Raw genomic sequence first — 14,331 nt, 5'->3', positions numbered from 1 at the left:
AAGCGTCCAAATATGAAAGTTTGTCGGGGCTTCTGCCGCGAAAGGCGTTGGAAGGAAAGGGTGAGAACCGAAATCCGCTTTCAATCGAGAGAGGCGATTACCGGCACGCAAGAAATTGGTTCCGAACGATGCAACAATCATCGCCCAGAAGCGTTAATCGACCATACACCCACAACCAACCGACCAAGAGGGACTTACAAACATGGCATTCAAGCTCACCGACCTGCCCTATGCCGACAGCGCGCTCGACCCGGCCGTTTCGGCGGAAACGCTTTCCTACCACCACGGCAAGCATCACCAGGCCTATGTCGACAAGACCAACAAGGCGATCGAGGGCACGGGCCATGCCGACAAATCGCTTGAAGAAGTGATCGCTGCGGCGCGCGGTAACGATCAGGGCCTTTTCAACAATTCGGCCCAGGCCTGGAACCACGGGTTCTACTGGCATTCGATGGCGGCCGAAGAAGGCAGCATTTCGGACGAATTGCAGGCCATGATCGACAAGGCCTTCGGTTCGACCGACGAGCTGAAGAAGAAGCTGGCCGAGCGCGGCGCAGGTCATTTCGCCAGCGGCTGGGTCTGGCTCGCCGTCAAGAATGGCGAACTGACGATCGAGGAAACGCATGACGGCGACACGCTGGCCGACAAGGACGGGATCAACCCGCTTCTGACGATCGACCTGTGGGAGCACGCCTATTATCTCGATCACCAGAACAAGCGTCCGGAATATCTCGACGCGGTTCTGGGCAGCAAGATCAATTGGAGCTTCGCCTCGGACAATCTCGCACGCGGCGAAACATGGAAATATTCGAGCTGATCGCGCTTGAATCGTAACGCAAAAGGCCCGCATCGTATTCGCGATGCGGGCCTTTTGTTTGGCGGCTGCCAATCCTGATCAGGCGGATCGCGTCTCTTCGGATGTCTTTTCGCCCGGCGTGTCGCTCACAAGGTCGAACATATCGTTCGCGAACAGCGGTTCACCGAAGACGAAGCCCACCAGGTTCGGACGCCCCGTATGTTCGAACAATGCGGTCAGGATAAGGAGGATCGGAACCGACAGAAGCGCCCCGACCATTCCCCATATCCATGAAAAATACATCAGGGCGATCAGGATCATGACCGGGTTCATAGTGAACCGCGCGCCGAGGATCGATGGAGTGACGACGTTCGCCTCGACGGTGTGAAGGCCGAGATAGGCCGCCGCCGGGATCAATCCGATCAGCACCGTTTCCATCGTCCCGATTCCGAACAGGGCGAGAAGGCCGACCATGATCGTGGGGCCGATATAGGGCAGGAAATTGAGGAGCGCGGCCAGGCCGCCCCACATCACCGGTGCCTCGACGCCGAGGGCCCATGCCCCCAATCCCGCGACGATGCCGACGCAGATGTTGATCCAACCGACGGTCATTACATAGGAGGCGACCCGGTCCTGCACCTCGCGCAGGACACGCGCGGCCTTCACGCTGGTTCCGAAGGAACTGCGCCCGAACAGCAGCTTCTGGCGCAGGCGAACGCGCGCCTCGACCATGAAGAACGCCATCAGGAAGGTCAGGATCGTTTCGATCACGACGCTGGGTGTTGCAAAAGCGAGCTCCTGCAACAGGCTCGGCGTGGCGACTACAACTTCGCGCCCCTCCTCGCGAGCCATCAGTTCGGCGAGCTGTTCGTTGATCTGCGCAATCCAGCCGAACTGATTGCGCAGATCGGAGAACCGCGCGCCCGCCGTGTCGATCATGGTCGGCAAGCGGTCGAAAAGGACCGTTGCGGGCTGCAGGATCAGTGCCAGCGCAAGGAGCAGGACGCCTAGGAAAATCAGCAGGGCGATGAAGGAGGCGAGCACATTGGGAAGACCCCAGGCCGCCAGCCTGTCTGCCAGAGGCGACAGAATGATGGTGAGCACCAGTGCGGCGGTAATCGGCAGGAACACCACCGATCCGATCGAGAGCACAAAAGGCATCGCGAAGAACAGGCCGAGCCCGATCAGGACGACCAGCGCCGAAATCAGACGCAATTCCTGCTCGGCGAATCCTTTTCGCCGACCGCGCGAGGTCGTGCGCTCGGTTTCGGCTCCGCTATCGGACGTCGCGCCCGGTCCAACTTCGCCCGTGTTCATGCCTCCGACTGCGCGCCAGCAGGAAGGTCGGTCGAAAACCGCTTGGCATCCTCGAAGGATGCGGCCGCACGGCGCTCAGTTACGCGCGGCAACGCCGTTGCCGGCGGCAACATCGTCCAGCTCTTCGAGAATTGCGCGATGCGCCGCATCGTCGGAAGTGGAGCGGCGCGGGATTGCACCGTCGGCAAGCATCGCGTTTAAAGCGGCGCGGGCACGGCCGACGCGGCTCTTGATCGTGCCGACCGCACAGCCGCAGATATTCGCAGCTTCCTCGTAGGAGAAGCCGCCCGCACCGACCAGCAACAGCGCCTCGCGCCGTTCGGGAGGAAGCGTCAGCAATGCGCGATGCATGTCGGACAGATGCAGCGGTTCTTCCTGGCCGGCAGGCGCGGTCAGGACGCGTTCCGCGACACCTTCGTCATATTCGCCGCGGAACCGGTTTCGGCGCATATCGGTAAGATAGGCATTGCGCAGGATGACAAAGGTCCAGGCGCGCATCGACGTGCCGGGCTCGAACCGCTCCTGGGCCGCCCACGCCTTTAGCAGGGCTTCCTGCACCAGATCGTCCGCCATGTCGGCGCGTCCGCAGAGACCCCGCGCAAACGCGCGAAGATGCGGAACGACCTCCGTCAGTTCCCGTTTGAAATCGGCCTTTTCCGCGACCGTGCGTGTGTTCGACCCCATCAGTTCTTAGTGTCCAGCTGCGACAGCAGATCCTTGAATTGGTCCGGTATATCCTCGTCGACGACGGAATCGTAAAGCTGGCGCAAGCCAGTTGCCCATTCGGGTCGTTCTTTTCGGTCGGTACGCTTCGCGGTACTGGCAGCACCCTCGGCGGGCGGAACCGCGACGTCTTTGTCCTGTTCGGATGTCATAGGCGAGAAGATAAGTTCCTGTCATTAACGGAGCTGGAGATAGGGAGCCCCGGCGCAGATGTCGATCCCGTGAATTGCGGGGGAACGATGCGCTTTGGGTTTGGTTCCCTATTCGACAGCCCCGACTTGCCGTTCGCTCCTGCGGATGGGAGGACGTTGTGAGGCAGAAACCGTTTTCACGGTGTTCGTTGGAAGATTTGATTTTGGAAGGCAGCGCGCTGGCGAGCAAACGGGAAATCACTAGCCCCGAGACGGGCAAAAGCGGCCCACGGCGATGGCTGGTGACCTATCCCAGGATCATCCCGGTGGCGATCTTTCTGATCATCATCGCTCTGACGGGCTTGAGCGTCTTCACGATCGAGCGTGGGGAACGTGCGCGGGAAGACGCAATGATGGCGCGCACGGCCGGGGCCTTGTCGGCGGTTATGGAGCGCCGCGCATCGGTCAACGCGTCCTATCTTCGCGCAGGCGCAGCGCTGTTTTCCGCCCAGGGAACCGTCGATCCCGCGCTCTTCAACCGCTTCGTCGCCGAATTGCGGCTCGATGCGGATTACAAAGGCGCCGAAGGATATGGCTGGGCGCCGGTGCTGCGCCCGTCCGAGGTTCGCGCCTTCGAAGAGGATCTCAACCGCTATCGCGTCGGCGATGTCCGCATTTCGCCCACTCTTGAAGAACAGCCGCGCGATCGGCTTGTGCCGGTACGCTTCCTTCAGCCCGATACCGTGAGGAACCGCAGGGCTCTTGGATACGACATGTATTCTTCACCTGTCCGGCGCGAAGCGATGGATCGCGCGCAACGGTCGTTACGGCCGACGGCCAGCGGTTCTGTCGTGCTCGTCCAAGAAGGAGGAGGGAGCGAGCCCGGCTTTCTGATTTACATGCCCGTATTTTCCGGAATGGGCGATGACCGGACATTGTTGGGCTTCATCTACAGCCCCTTCAATGCGCCCGATTTCCTGAGTTCGGCCGCGGAATTGGTAGATCACGAAGGTTTCGGTCTCTCGCTTTACGATGGGGGGCCTGGCGGGAGCGAATTGCTCGCATCGCTCAAGGGTGGCGATGCGGATGGCCGGGCGGTGGAGCGAGAAGTGAATGTCGCCAATCGCGAAATGCGGCTGGTTGTGCGCGCTGCAGACGATCCGGCCTTGTCGTCGCTTTCGATGATTACGATGCTCTTCGGACTCGCGGTTGCCAGCCTGCTGATGCTGGTCGCGCGACTTCTGACCAAGCAGGCGCTGGAGGATCAGCGCTCGCTCAACTGGTTTGCGGAGCAGAATTCGATCCGCAATTCGCTTACGCGCGAACTCAATCACCGGGTGAAGAATACGCTGGCCAACGTGCTGTCGATCGTCGCGCTGACCCGGCGCCGCGCGGACGATGTGCAGTCCTTCGCCGACGGGCTCGATGGGCGTATCCGCGCACTTTCAGCCACGCACGACCTGCTGACGCAGTCGGAATGGGGCACGACGCCGATCGCATCGGTCGTCGCAGCCGAACTCGCGCCTTACGCGCATGACGAGGCGCATACGATCGTCAGCGAAGGTCCACCGGTGGAGCTTGCGCCGAACGATGCCCTCTCGCTTGGACTGGCGCTGCATGAGCTTGCCACCAATGCGTCCAAATATGGCGCGCTCAGCTGCGAGAATGGGAGTGTCACGATTCATTGGGAACTGACGCCCGACGGTCTGGCGCGCATCGACTGGCAGGAGCGCGGCGGCCCGCCCGTACCGGAAACACGCAAGCGCGGCTTCGGCACCGATCTCATCGAGAAGATCGTTGCCCACGAATTGCGGCATCCGGTCGAGCTCGATTTCGACCCTCAGGGCGTGCGCTGCACGCTCATGGTTCCTGTTCGCGAGCGAGGGGATTTCGAAATACGCGCCGCTCGCCAGATGGACAAAATCTGACTTTCAAGTTTTTCGAGGCTTGATTGGATCAGCGCCCTTTCGGCTCGGCCACCGCTATCGAAGCGCTTTGGAGCCCCCTGCAACCGCACATAAATGACGAAACGGCCGGCGCCCTTTCCGGGGCACCGGCCGTCATTTCGCTATGTTCCGACGCGTCGGAGGCTGACGGTCAAGCCAGCGGGCGGCTCGATCCGAAGAACAGCGCCTGACTGATCGCCGCGCGGACAGTCTGTTCCTGAAACGGTTTGGTCACCAGATAGGTCGGCTCGGGCCGGTCGCCGGTCAGAAGGCGTTCCGGATAGGCCGTGATGAAGATCACAGGCACGCTGCCGATCGCGAGAATATCGTCAACTGCATCGAGGCCGGAAGACCCGTCGGCAAGCTGGATATCCGCGAGCACGAGACCCGGTGTCTTTTCGGCGACCACTTCCTGCGCCTGCGTGCGCGTTGCCGCGGTGCCGCAGATCTCGTGGCCGAGCGAGGTGACGAGATCTTCGAGTTGCATGGAGATCAGCGGCTCATCCTCGATGATGAGCACTTCGGTAGAGGTCTCGCGATCGATTTCCTCCACCGCTTCCTGAACCAGCTTCTCGATGTCCTCTTCGGACACTTCCATGATCTCGGCGGCCTGATCGGTGGAGAAATCCTCCAGCGTTGTCAGCAAGAGGGCCTGCCGGTTCATCGGCGTGATCGCTTTGAGGCGGCCGCTCGCCGCTTCTTCGTGCGCGTTCAGGTCCGAACCGCTGTCGGGCGCTTCCATATAGGCGCTGCCCCACACCTTGTTGAAAGCACGATACAGGGGAACGCGGCCGCCTTCGAGCGAGGCCTTCAAATCCTCGTCCGCCAGCGCTGCTTCCAGAGTGGCGCGAACGAAGGCATCGCCCGTCGCCTGAGAGCCGGTCAGCGCGCGGGCATAACGGCGTAGATACGGTAAATTTTTCGCAATTTGATCACCAAGTGACATAGAGACCCCTTCCAAGGAATGCGCGCCTAGAACGTCCCGTTAGGGGGATGGTTCCGTTGCGTCCGCGCTAATGTTGCGCCGCGATTTGACATACATTCCGCTCCTTGGGAATATCGCATTGCAAAAGGTGAGGGAGTGTCCGGTTTCGATGGAAAACATCGTGCGAACGATGACGTGTGCCCGCTGTCCGCTTCAGGGGAAGCCGGGATTGCGCGAGCTCGAAGATGATCAGATCGCGTATATGGAGGATTTCAAGACCGGAGAAATCAAACTCGTCAAAGGCGAGGTGCTGATCGAGCAGGGGGCAAAGCTCGAGCAGCTTTTCACGCTGACCGAAGGCGCCATGATGCGTTATCGCTGCCTCGACGATGGGCGGCGCCAGATCGTCAATTTCATGTTTCCCGGCGACCTCGTCGGCTTGCAGAGCGCCTTCGACGAACCTTCGCCTCATTCGGTGGAGGCACTACTCGATGCGCGGGTGTGCGTGTTCGAACGCACGCGTTACGAAGGCCTGATCGCTAAATATCCGCGCCTCGGATACGATGTGACCTGGCTGGCCGCGAAGGAAGAAACCGCGCTTGAAGAGCATCTAGTCGCTTTGGGACGCCGCTCCGCCAAGGAGCGCGTCGCCTATCTGGCGGTGTGGCTGATCGATCGAGCGAAAAGCGTCGGATTGGCGGGCGAGATGAACCGTCTGCGCCTGCCTATCCGGCAAGCGCAGATCGCGGACATGCTTGGCCTCTCGCTGGTACACACCAATCGTACCATTAAGGCTTTGGATCGCGACGGTCTGGTTTTCTGGCAGCCCGGCGAAATCCACGTTCCCGATTTGGAAGCCGCGAGCGATTTTGCCAATTTCGAAAGGCGCGAGGCAAGCCGTAAGCCATTCATCTAAAACGAGAATAATCACTCGTGAGGGTTTTTGCGATTTTTTCGGTCGGGGGCGGGAACCGCTTTTGCGGTCGCTCATTATACCCTTGTCACCGCCGAGACCCCCCCTCCCGTCCAAGCGGCTGGTGATACGATCCCGAAAGGCCTCCGTTCAAGAGAACGGAGGCCTTTTTTCTTGTGCGGTTCTTTCAGGAAAAAGAGGCGGAAGGTTTGAGCTGCTAAGGGAGAGCTGCGAGGCGAAACCGCCTGCGGATCGGCTTTCCGGTCAACGCAGGACAGCGCGCAACCGCGAAATCAGGCCGCGTCGCTTGGGTTCTGCCAGGATCCGGATCAGATCCTGCGGATCGTATGGCTTTTCCAGAATGCAGCCGATTTCCGCGATTTCCTCGGGAATATCCTGGGGGGCGCCGGTCGAGAAGACGATTCGCGGACCCGACGGGCCGAGGGATCGTGCCAGTTCTGCGATCGCCCACCCATCGTCGCGATCGGCGAGATGAACGTCGAGGATGATGGCATCGGGCTGTGCGGCCTTGAGCGCGGCCAGCGCCATCTCGGTCGTGGAGCTTACCTCGACCTGTTCGACGCCCGCGTCCCGCAGGGCCATTTCCAGCGACATCGCGAGCACCGCATCGTCTTCCACGACCAGCACATGGCCGGGCAGGGGGGCGGTTGAGATCTGATCCTTGCTGGTCATAGGAGAAAGTCGCGAATCCGTTTCGGGCACGGCGATCCGCACCTCCCCTTTCGAACCAAGCTCGGCCCTACTCGGTTCCCCCGCGGCTGGGATTTGCGACTTCCATGCGACCAGAATGCCTCATCGCTCGCTCGCTCAGCGCGTCAGCGGCCTGCGATCGCCTTTTCGAAGACGACATATTCGCGATTGATGCGGCTATCGATGGCATCGGCGATCGCCAGCATGCCTTTGTTATCGTCGAGGATCCAGCCGATCTCGCCGCGCACGGATCCGAAGTTTTCCGTCGCGCTGCGGCGGATGCGCTCGATCATCATGAAAGCGAGCTGGCTTGCCATCCGCGAATTCTGAAGCTCGCGCCGGACGCCCATCAGGGGCACGCGCATGTCCGCACCCGTCGGTTTTTTCAGCCAGCGCAGCATTTTCAACCAACCGAAGGGCAGGAGGCGGCCCCCGATGCGCTTCAGCACGGCGTTCATGTCGGGAAAAGTCAGCATGAAGGCCACCGGTTCGCCATCGACTTCGGCGATCATGTTGAGTTCTTCGTGTACGATCGGCTTCATCTTCTTCGCGGCATAGGCGATTTCGCGATCGGTGAAGGGGACGAAGCCCCAATTGTCCGACCAGGCATTGTTGAGGATGGCGAGCACGATAGCGAGATCGGCGTCCCAATTCGTCTTGTCCACCGGGCGGACGCTGATGCGCGCATTGCGTTCGCCGGACTGGATTATCCGGCGGATCAGGGGCGGAAATTCCTGCGTGATGTCGAGTTCGTAAGTCAGAAGCGATTTGGCCGCGCTGTAGCCTGCCGTTTCGATCCATTCGCGATAATGGGCCGGATGGTGGCCCATCAGCATGGTGGGGGAATGGTCCTGCCCTTTCACCAGCAAACCCGGCTCCTCCCAGATCGATAGCGAGATCGGGCCGAGGAGGCGATCCATTCCCTGCGCGCGGTTCCAGGCTTCGGCCTGCGCCAGCAGAGCGTGGGCGACCTGTTCGTCCTTAGCGTCGAAATACCCGAAGAGGCCGGTTCCGGGTCCCATACCCTGTTCGCGCGGCAGTTCGAGCGCCAGCTCGTCGATATGGGCGGAGATGCGCCCGACTGCAGTCTCGCCGCGATAGGCGATGAAGAGGGCAACGCGCGCATGCCCGAAGAACGGATTGCGATCGGGATCGATCAATTCGAGCTGTTCGGATCGCAATTGCGGCACCGAATGCGGTTCGGCCCGCGCGAAGGCACGCCCCAGATCGACGAATTCGGCCCGTCCGGCCTTGCCCGATACCGGGCGGATCACTATTTCGCCTGCCGTCACGGCGCGGACCTTTCGATAGGATGGGTCGATCACTTTAAAGGCGTTCAGCCAAGGTTCGCCCCTGCTGCCCCAACCAGCATCGTGTCAAGACGCCCGCTCGCTTCCCGGCCTTACCGGCCGCCTTGCGAGTTCGGCGCACTTTCGGATAGATCGTAGCATGAATTTTCAGCAAACCTTCAAGCCAGGCCAGTCCGATCGCAACGCGGCGCAAGCGCCGGAGGCGTCGACGCCCGTCGCTCGCAAACCTGTCGAGGACGACAAGGCGATGCTGCGCGCCGCGCGCGATCTGACCAAGGATATCGCTGAGGCCAATCCGGCAATCTACTGGACCGACATGCTGGCCTCCGCCCTGATCGGCTATGGTGCGCTGGCCGGTGCGATACTGGTCGACAATGTCGCGGCGGCCGTCGCGCTTGGCGCGATAGCGGCGCTCGCGCTGTATCGCGCGCTGCTGTTCATCCATGAAATCTCCCATTTCCGGCGCGGCGCCATGGCGCGCTTCGGCGCGGCGTGGAACGTGCTGGTCGGCATCCCACTGCTGACGCCGTCCTTCATGTATGAGGGCGCGCATGTGATCCACCACAAGCGCACTCAATACGGCACGGTAGAAGATCCCGAATACCTCCCGCTCGCGATGATGAAGCCGTGGACACTCCCGCTGTTCGTCATCATCGCGCCGTTCGCCACGGTCGGATTGCTGTTCCGGTTCGCCGTGCTGGTGCCGCTAGGTGCCGTCATCCCCGCCGTGCGCCGCATGACCTGGGCGCGCTTTTCCGCACTCGCCATCAATCCCAAGTTCCGCCGCCGCCCGGTGGAGGACGATCTGCGCCAGAAGGTATTCTGGCAGGAACTGGGCGGAGCGATCTGGGCCTGGACGCTGATCGCCAGCGTGTTCGTTTTGGGCTGGAAGCCGATCCTGATCGCGTTCGCCGTGTTCTCCGTCGTCGCGACCGTCAATCAGCTGCGCACTTTGGTCGCGCATCTGTGGGAGAACGAGGGCGAGCCGATGACGGTGACTGCGCAGTTCCTCGACAGCGTGAACGTGCCGCCGCCGGGACGGATCGCGGAATTGTGGGCGCCGGTGGGTCTGCGCTATCACGCGCTGCATCACCTGATGCCGTCCATGCCCTATCACTCTCTGCCCGAAGCGCATCGCCGCCTCGCGAGCGAACTCGGCGAGGGATCGACTTATCATGGCGCGAACCACCCCGGCATGGCCTCGCTGGTGGCGCGGATCACGCGGAGCACGATGGCGCGCCGCTAAGGCGCGTGGCTCAATCGAGCAGGCGCACCATCGCGCAGCGATCGGGCGCGAGCGTCTGCTCGGGATTCTCGTTCGCTATCTCGACGAAGCCGTGCGCTGCATAGAACGGCGCGTTCCACGCAATGTCGCGCCAGGTGGTCAAAGCGATCGCCTTGAAGCCCGAATTGCGGGCATCGATCGCCAGCGCTTCCAGCAATGTCGCTCCGATACGTCTGCGCTGCCAAAGGCGCGCGACGCCGAGTTCGCGAAGGTGCAATTCGCGGCCCGATGGAGCGGCGGCGGCGAAGCCGATCACCTCGTCATGCGCGACAGCCGACAGGCAATGGCCGCGTCGGATCAGGCGGGCATAGTCCTGTGCGCTCTGCGCGGGAGGGATTTCCATTCCCGCCAGCTCGGGCGCGGCGCGCAGGATTTCGGCTGCATCCTCCTCGACCCGGTGGAAACTATCCGCATCGTCCAGGCGTGCGAGGCGAAGCGACCAGTCGGCGCTCATTCCTCGGTCCGGATCAGCACCGTCTCGCCGAGCAGGAAGAACAGCAGGAAGGGCGCCCAGGCGGCAAGGTAGGGCGGATAGCCTCCGAAATTGCCCATCGCGAGGGCCGCGTTGTCGACGACGAAATAGGCAAAGCCCAGCGCCATCCCGATCAGGGCGCGCACGAACAATTGCCCCGATCGCGCGAGACCGAACGCCGCCACGGAGCCCAGCAGGGGCATCAGGACGGCAGAGAGCGGCCCGGACAGCTTGTGCCACCATTTGGCGCGCAGCTCCGCCGTACGCCGTCCCGCCGTTTCGTAGCGGTCGATGGCGGCAGACAGGGTCCAGAAGGACACGGTATCGGGATCGACCTGGGCGAGATCGACCTGTTCGGGCGTCAACGCTTCGCCGACCACAATCTCCGGTATCTCCTGTGCCCCCGCGCTGACGACTTCGAAGCGGGTCGCATCCTCCAGCCGCCATCCGGGGGCGGCATAGGTGGCAATTGGCGCGCGGATCTGTTCCACGATCGCGCCTTCGGGGCTGCGGCGATACCAGGTGACCTGGCGCATCCCGATCGCATCGCCACTGCCCGCCACGGCGGCGGCAGTGAGAATGTCGGTCCCATCGGTCAAATAGACATTGGTGCGCACATTGCTCGATTCGGGGATGGGGCCGAATTCGTTCGCCTCCCATGCCTTCAATGTGGCGGTCGCACGCGTCACCACGCGCTCGTTGAAGGCGAAGCTGACCCCGGCGACCACGAGCGATGTCAGAAGGAAGGGTGCCAGCACCTGATGCGCGGAAAGGCCCGCCGCCTTCATCGCCACCACCTCGCTGTTTTGATTGAGCCCTACCAGCGCGATCAGTGTCGCGAGCAGGACCGAATAGGGCAGGAAGCGGGCGACCAATTGCGGAATGCGCAGTCCGGCATAGGTCAGCAGTTCCGCCTGGCCGTTCCCTTCGACCGCCAAAATCTCGCCGCTGCTGGACAGCAAGTCGAGCATGAGCAGGACGAGCACCAGCATCACCAGCACCGCGAGGATGCGGGTGACGAACATCTTTGCGAGATACAGCGTCAGCGTGCGCGAGGGGAAGAAGTCGAATTGCATGGGTCTAGCCGCAGCGTCCTATTCCGCCGGTATCGGATCGGGCAAGGCCTGCTCGGCGGGAGCCGCCGCCTCGGCCCCGCGCCGCGGTTGCTTCCGCCCGAAGAGCCGACCGAGCCGTTTGGCGATCTTGGCGAACCAGCTTTCCAGCGCGCCGATCGCCTGCCCGCCCGGAACATGCGCCACCTGATAATACATCCAGCCTATAAGCGCCGCGAAAAGGACAAACGGGCCCCACAGCGCCAGGATCGGATCGAACCGGCCCAGAGCGGCCAGATCCTCTCCGTATTGGTTTATCTTGTGGTACGAGACCACCATCACAATCGACACGAACACGCCCAGCGCGCTGGTCGAGCGTTTGGGCGGAATGCCCAGCGATACCGCCAGCAGCGGCAGCAGCGCCATCATAACCACTTCGACCAGACGGAAGTTGAAGCTCGCCTGGCTGGCATCGCGGCGGGCCTCGCTCTCGCCCGAATTCCACCCTATGCGGAGCAGTTCGGGCAGGATGAATTCGCGCTCCGCATCGCCGCGGGCGCGGAATTCCTCGATCGCGGGCAGGTCGATGGGAAGATATTGGCGCGTAAAGGCGAGGACGCGGGGGCTCTGATTACCGGTGTCCTGAACTATGGTCCCGTCGTCGAGCCGCAGGATGATCGTGTCCGGACTGTCGGTGGTGGCGAGGAAGGCGCCTTCGCGCGCGCTGATCGAGAGGATCTGCCCCTTGTCATTGGAAACGCGGGCAAAGATGCCTTTCAGCCGGGTTCCGTCGTCCTCGCTTTCCTCGATGCGGAGCGCCATGCGGTCCGCCAGCGTGGTGAATTCGCCCACCTTGATCGAGGCGCCGAGCGCGCCCGAGCGCAATTCGTATTCGAGCTGCTCGTAATAATAGCGGCTGATCGGCTGAACGTAGAAGACGAGCGCCACGTTCACCGCCATCAGCACCGCCGTGATGATGTAGGGCATCCGCAGCATCCGCCCATAGCTCATCCCCACGGCGCGCAGCACGTCGAGTTCGCTGCTGGTGGCGAGTTTGCGGAAGGCGACGAGGATCCCAAGCATCAGCCCCAGGGGTATCGCGAGGCTGGCATATTCCGGGATGAGCGCGCCGAGCATCTTGAAGACGACACCGACCGGGCCGCCTTCGACAGCGACGAAATCGAACAATCTCAGCATCTTGTCGAGCGTTAGCAGCGATGCGGCGAGCGCGAACACTCCCAGCATCGGCACGACGACGAGCTTGAAGATATAACGATCGATGCTGGGGACAAAGTTGAACACTAGGGGCCTGGCTATCGTTCGGGGGACGCGATAGCCCTAGCGCGCTTTCCCGCGACGGTCATGTGCAAAGGCACTGCAACAGGGTCGCGCCCACCTCGCATCGCTACCAGAACCGGCTGCCGGGCACGCCCTTGAACGGCCCCGCTTCGCGCGAGGTGATCCAGCCGCCGTAAAGTCCACCCGGTTGCGGCACGACCTGTTCGCCGTCGACCAAGCATTCCTCGAACGGATCGGAATAAAAGGCGATGTGGCCTGCCACGGGAGCGAAGGACGATGTCGGGTCGGGATAGGACCAGCCGACGCCTTCGAACCGATCGCCCGCAATCGCGACATCCCAATAGCGTGCCTGCCCCTTCCATTCGCACAGCGACCGGCGCGCATTGGGCGACAGCAGATCCATCGCGATATCGGATGGCGGCAGATAATAGGTGGGGGGATGGCTGGTTTCGAGCGTCCGCCAGGCTGCATGCGTATCGGCGAGGACCACGCCCTTGTGGCGGATTACGATATGGCGATCGGTCGGCTCGGCAATGGCGGGGCGGGGATAGTCCCAGACGCTTTCCTGGCCCGGACCGGGCGCGTCGGGAGCGGGATGGCCCATCATCGCACCGATCCCTGATCGTCGTCCTTCACGCCTTTTCGAGCGTGCACTGGAGCGGATGCTGGTTCTGGCGGGCGAAATCCATCACCTGGTTCACCTTGGTTTCCGCCACCTCGTACGGGAAAATGCCGCAGACGCCGACGCCGCGTTGGTGGACGTGCAGCATCACGCGCGTGGCTTCTTCCATGTCCATGCGAAAGAACCGCTTCAGCACGATCACGACGAATTCCATCGGCGTGTAATCGTCGTTCAGCAGCAGAACCTTGTACTGGCTGGGCTTTTTGGGCTTGGTGCGCGTCTTGGTCGCAAGGCCGACGCGGCTTTCCCCGTCGCCTTCGTCGCCGCCCGGGCCATTCTGGCCGTCATCGTCCCCCGCCATCCGGAGGGGCAGGGCGGAGAGGCGGGCGGAGGCCGCAAGAGGAGAACGCAGGGATCGCATGACAGCTCGCATATCGTATCGATTGCGCGCTTCGCAAGTCGTGGCGCGATGCGCCGTGCTGTTTGCGCGCGATTTACCGGATGGGCCGAGGCCCTTCCGGATAAAAGAACGGGCCGGGAGGCATAATGCCACCCGACCCGTTGTCGCGACGCTCCCGGGCGGGAGAGAGAGGAGAGAGGCCCGGGAGCGAGGAGCGTATAAAGCTTAGGCGGCCTTCGAGAACTTCTCGGTGGCGACGCTGGCGCGGCTCGAAATCGGCGCGAACGCTTCGTTGACCAGCTTCATCATCATCTCGGTGTTCTTCGAGGTGGTGGCGACCATCGCGTCGAAATTGCGACGGGCGATCTCGCCCTGCAGCTGGAAGAATTCGGTCGGCGACTTGATCGCGGCCATCTTCTTCACATCGTC

At 62.3% G+C, this 14,331-nt stretch carries 16 protein-coding genes; 4 read left to right on the top strand and 12 right to left on the bottom strand.

Annotation, left to right across the window (positions count from 1 at the left end):
- Nucleotides 1–202 precede the first annotated feature (202 nt).
- Nucleotides 203–817: a superoxide dismutase gene (locus A3736_RS02570; protein WP_067678786.1), complete on the top strand. Its 615-nt coding sequence runs from the start codon at nt 203–205 to the stop codon at nt 815–817.
- A 78-nt stretch (nt 818–895) separates the two neighbouring features.
- Here the strand turns inward: A3736_RS02570 and A3736_RS02565 are convergent, their stop codons facing one another.
- The 3 genes from A3736_RS02565 to A3736_RS18240 all read right to left on the bottom strand — a co-directional run bounded on the left by A3736_RS02565 (nt 896) and on the right by A3736_RS18240 (nt 2,988).
- A complete protein-coding gene (locus A3736_RS02565) occupies nt 896–2,113 on the bottom strand; it encodes an AI-2E family transporter (RefSeq protein ID WP_082851268.1) in 1,218 nt (405 codons plus the stop codon).
- Between the two features lie 75 nt (nt 2,114–2,188).
- Nucleotides 2,189–2,797 (bottom strand): sigma-70 family RNA polymerase sigma factor, encoded by a 609-nt coding sequence (locus tag A3736_RS02560; protein ID WP_067678784.1) that lies wholly within the window; start codon nt 2,795–2,797, stop codon nt 2,189–2,191.
- Nucleotides 2,797–2,988 carry a NepR family anti-sigma factor gene (locus tag A3736_RS18240; RefSeq protein WP_067678781.1) on the bottom strand — a complete coding sequence of 64 codons (192 nt, stop codon included), beginning with the start codon at nt 2,986–2,988 and terminating at the stop codon, nt 2,797–2,799. The genes A3736_RS02560 and A3736_RS18240 overlap by 1 nt, the downstream gene beginning before the upstream one ends.
- Before the next feature lie 281 nt (nt 2,989–3,269).
- Between A3736_RS18240 and A3736_RS02550 the strand changes: the two genes are divergently transcribed.
- Entirely contained in the window at nt 3,270–4,895 is a 1,626-nt protein-coding gene (locus A3736_RS02550; RefSeq protein WP_067678857.1) for a CHASE domain-containing protein, read from the top strand.
- A gap of 169 nt (nt 4,896–5,064) precedes the next feature.
- Here the strand turns inward: A3736_RS02550 and A3736_RS02545 are convergent, their stop codons facing one another.
- Nucleotides 5,065–5,859: a response regulator gene (locus A3736_RS02545; protein WP_067678778.1), complete on the bottom strand. Its 795-nt coding sequence runs from the start codon at nt 5,857–5,859 to the stop codon at nt 5,065–5,067.
- Nucleotides 5,860–6,067: 208 nt separating this feature from the next.
- Here A3736_RS02545 and A3736_RS02540 point away from each other — a divergent pair, with 208 nt between their 5' ends.
- Nucleotides 6,068–6,754: a Crp/Fnr family transcriptional regulator gene (locus A3736_RS02540; RefSeq protein WP_197465466.1), complete on the top strand. Its 687-nt coding sequence runs from the start codon at nt 6,068–6,070 to the stop codon at nt 6,752–6,754.
- A gap of 261 nt (nt 6,755–7,015) precedes the next feature.
- Here A3736_RS02540 and A3736_RS02535 read toward each other — a convergent pair whose 3' ends face one another.
- Nucleotides 7,016–7,444, bottom strand: coding sequence for a response regulator (locus tag A3736_RS02535; RefSeq protein ID WP_067678854.1), 429 nt, complete (start codon nt 7,442–7,444; stop codon nt 7,016–7,018).
- Nucleotides 7,445–7,587: 143 nt separating this feature from the next.
- Nucleotides 7,588–8,787: an N-acetyltransferase gene (locus tag A3736_RS02530; RefSeq protein ID WP_233999189.1), complete on the bottom strand. Its 1,200-nt coding sequence runs from the start codon at nt 8,785–8,787 to the stop codon at nt 7,588–7,590.
- Between the two features lie 124 nt (nt 8,788–8,911).
- Here A3736_RS02530 and A3736_RS02525 point away from each other — a divergent pair, with 124 nt between their 5' ends.
- Nucleotides 8,912–10,018, top strand: a complete 1,107-nt coding sequence (locus A3736_RS02525) for a fatty acid desaturase (RefSeq protein ID WP_067678769.1) — start codon at nt 8,912–8,914, stop codon at nt 10,016–10,018.
- A gap of 10 nt (nt 10,019–10,028) precedes the next feature.
- On the opposite strand, the gene A3736_RS02520 is transcribed toward A3736_RS02525, so the two are convergent.
- The 6 genes from A3736_RS02520 to phaP form a co-directional block, all read right to left on the bottom strand.
- Nucleotides 10,029–10,511 carry a GNAT family N-acetyltransferase gene (locus A3736_RS02520; RefSeq protein ID WP_067678766.1) on the bottom strand — a complete coding sequence of 161 codons (483 nt, stop codon included), beginning with the start codon at nt 10,509–10,511 and terminating at the stop codon, nt 10,029–10,031.
- Complete coding sequence (gene lptG, locus A3736_RS02515; protein WP_067678763.1) at nt 10,508–11,605, bottom strand: LPS export ABC transporter permease LptG; 1,098 nt, start codon at nt 11,603–11,605, stop codon at nt 10,508–10,510. Before lptG ends, A3736_RS02520 begins: the two co-directional genes overlap by 4 nt.
- Before the next feature lie 18 nt (nt 11,606–11,623).
- Complete coding sequence (locus tag A3736_RS02510; RefSeq protein ID WP_082851266.1) at nt 11,624–12,883, bottom strand: LptF/LptG family permease; 1,260 nt, start codon at nt 12,881–12,883, stop codon at nt 11,624–11,626.
- 103 nt (nt 12,884–12,986) lie between these two features.
- Nucleotides 12,987–13,484: a DUF427 domain-containing protein gene (locus A3736_RS02505; RefSeq protein ID WP_067678848.1), complete on the bottom strand. Its 498-nt coding sequence runs from the start codon at nt 13,482–13,484 to the stop codon at nt 12,987–12,989.
- A 28-nt stretch (nt 13,485–13,512) separates the two neighbouring features.
- Entirely contained in the window at nt 13,513–13,923 is a 411-nt protein-coding gene (clpS, locus tag A3736_RS02500) for an ATP-dependent Clp protease adapter ClpS (protein WP_082851265.1), read from the bottom strand.
- 204 nt (nt 13,924–14,127) lie between these two features.
- On the bottom strand, nt 14,128–14,331 hold a 204-nt coding region (gene phaP / locus A3736_RS02495), incomplete at its 5' end, for a phasin family protein (protein WP_156501935.1).

Origin of the sequence: Erythrobacter sp. HI0063, from assembly GCF_001635685.1 — a bacterium.
GTDB lineage: Bacteria > Pseudomonadota > Alphaproteobacteria > Sphingomonadales > Sphingomonadaceae > Qipengyuania.
The sequence above is the reverse complement of the archived record's forward strand: the minus strand, read 5'-3'. Positions and strand labels throughout refer to the sequence as shown.

Bases quoted from the DNA above. Each gene is read 5' to 3' on its own strand.
- A3736_RS02570 (WP_067678786.1), top strand. From the start codon at position 203: ATGGCATTCAAGCTCACCGACCTGCCCTATGCCGACAGCGCGCTCGAC.
- A3736_RS02565 (WP_082851268.1), bottom strand. From the start codon at position 2,113: ATGAACACGGGCGAAGTTGGACCGGGCGCGACGTCCGATAGCGGAGCC.
- A3736_RS02560 (WP_067678784.1), bottom strand. From the start codon at position 2,797: ATGGGGTCGAACACACGCACGGTCGCGGAAAAGGCCGATTTCAAACGG.
- A3736_RS18240 (WP_067678781.1), bottom strand. From the start codon at position 2,988: ATGACATCCGAACAGGACAAAGACGTCGCGGTTCCGCCCGCCGAGGGT.
- A3736_RS02545 (WP_067678778.1), bottom strand. From the start codon at position 5,859: ATGTCACTTGGTGATCAAATTGCGAAAAATTTACCGTATCTACGCCGT.
- A3736_RS02535 (WP_067678854.1), bottom strand. From the start codon at position 7,444: ATGACCAGCAAGGATCAGATCTCAACCGCCCCCCTGCCCGGCCATGTG.
- A3736_RS02525 (WP_067678769.1), top strand. From the start codon at position 8,912: ATGAATTTTCAGCAAACCTTCAAGCCAGGCCAGTCCGATCGCAACGCG.
- A3736_RS02520 (WP_067678766.1), bottom strand. From the start codon at position 10,511: ATGAGCGCCGACTGGTCGCTTCGCCTCGCACGCCTGGACGATGCGGAT.
- lptG (WP_067678763.1), bottom strand. From the start codon at position 11,605: ATGCAATTCGACTTCTTCCCCTCGCGCACGCTGACGCTGTATCTCGCA.
- A3736_RS02505 (WP_067678848.1), bottom strand. From the start codon at position 13,484: ATGGGCCATCCCGCTCCCGACGCGCCCGGTCCGGGCCAGGAAAGCGTC.
- clpS (WP_082851265.1), bottom strand. From the start codon at position 13,923: ATGCGATCCCTGCGTTCTCCTCTTGCGGCCTCCGCCCGCCTCTCCGCC.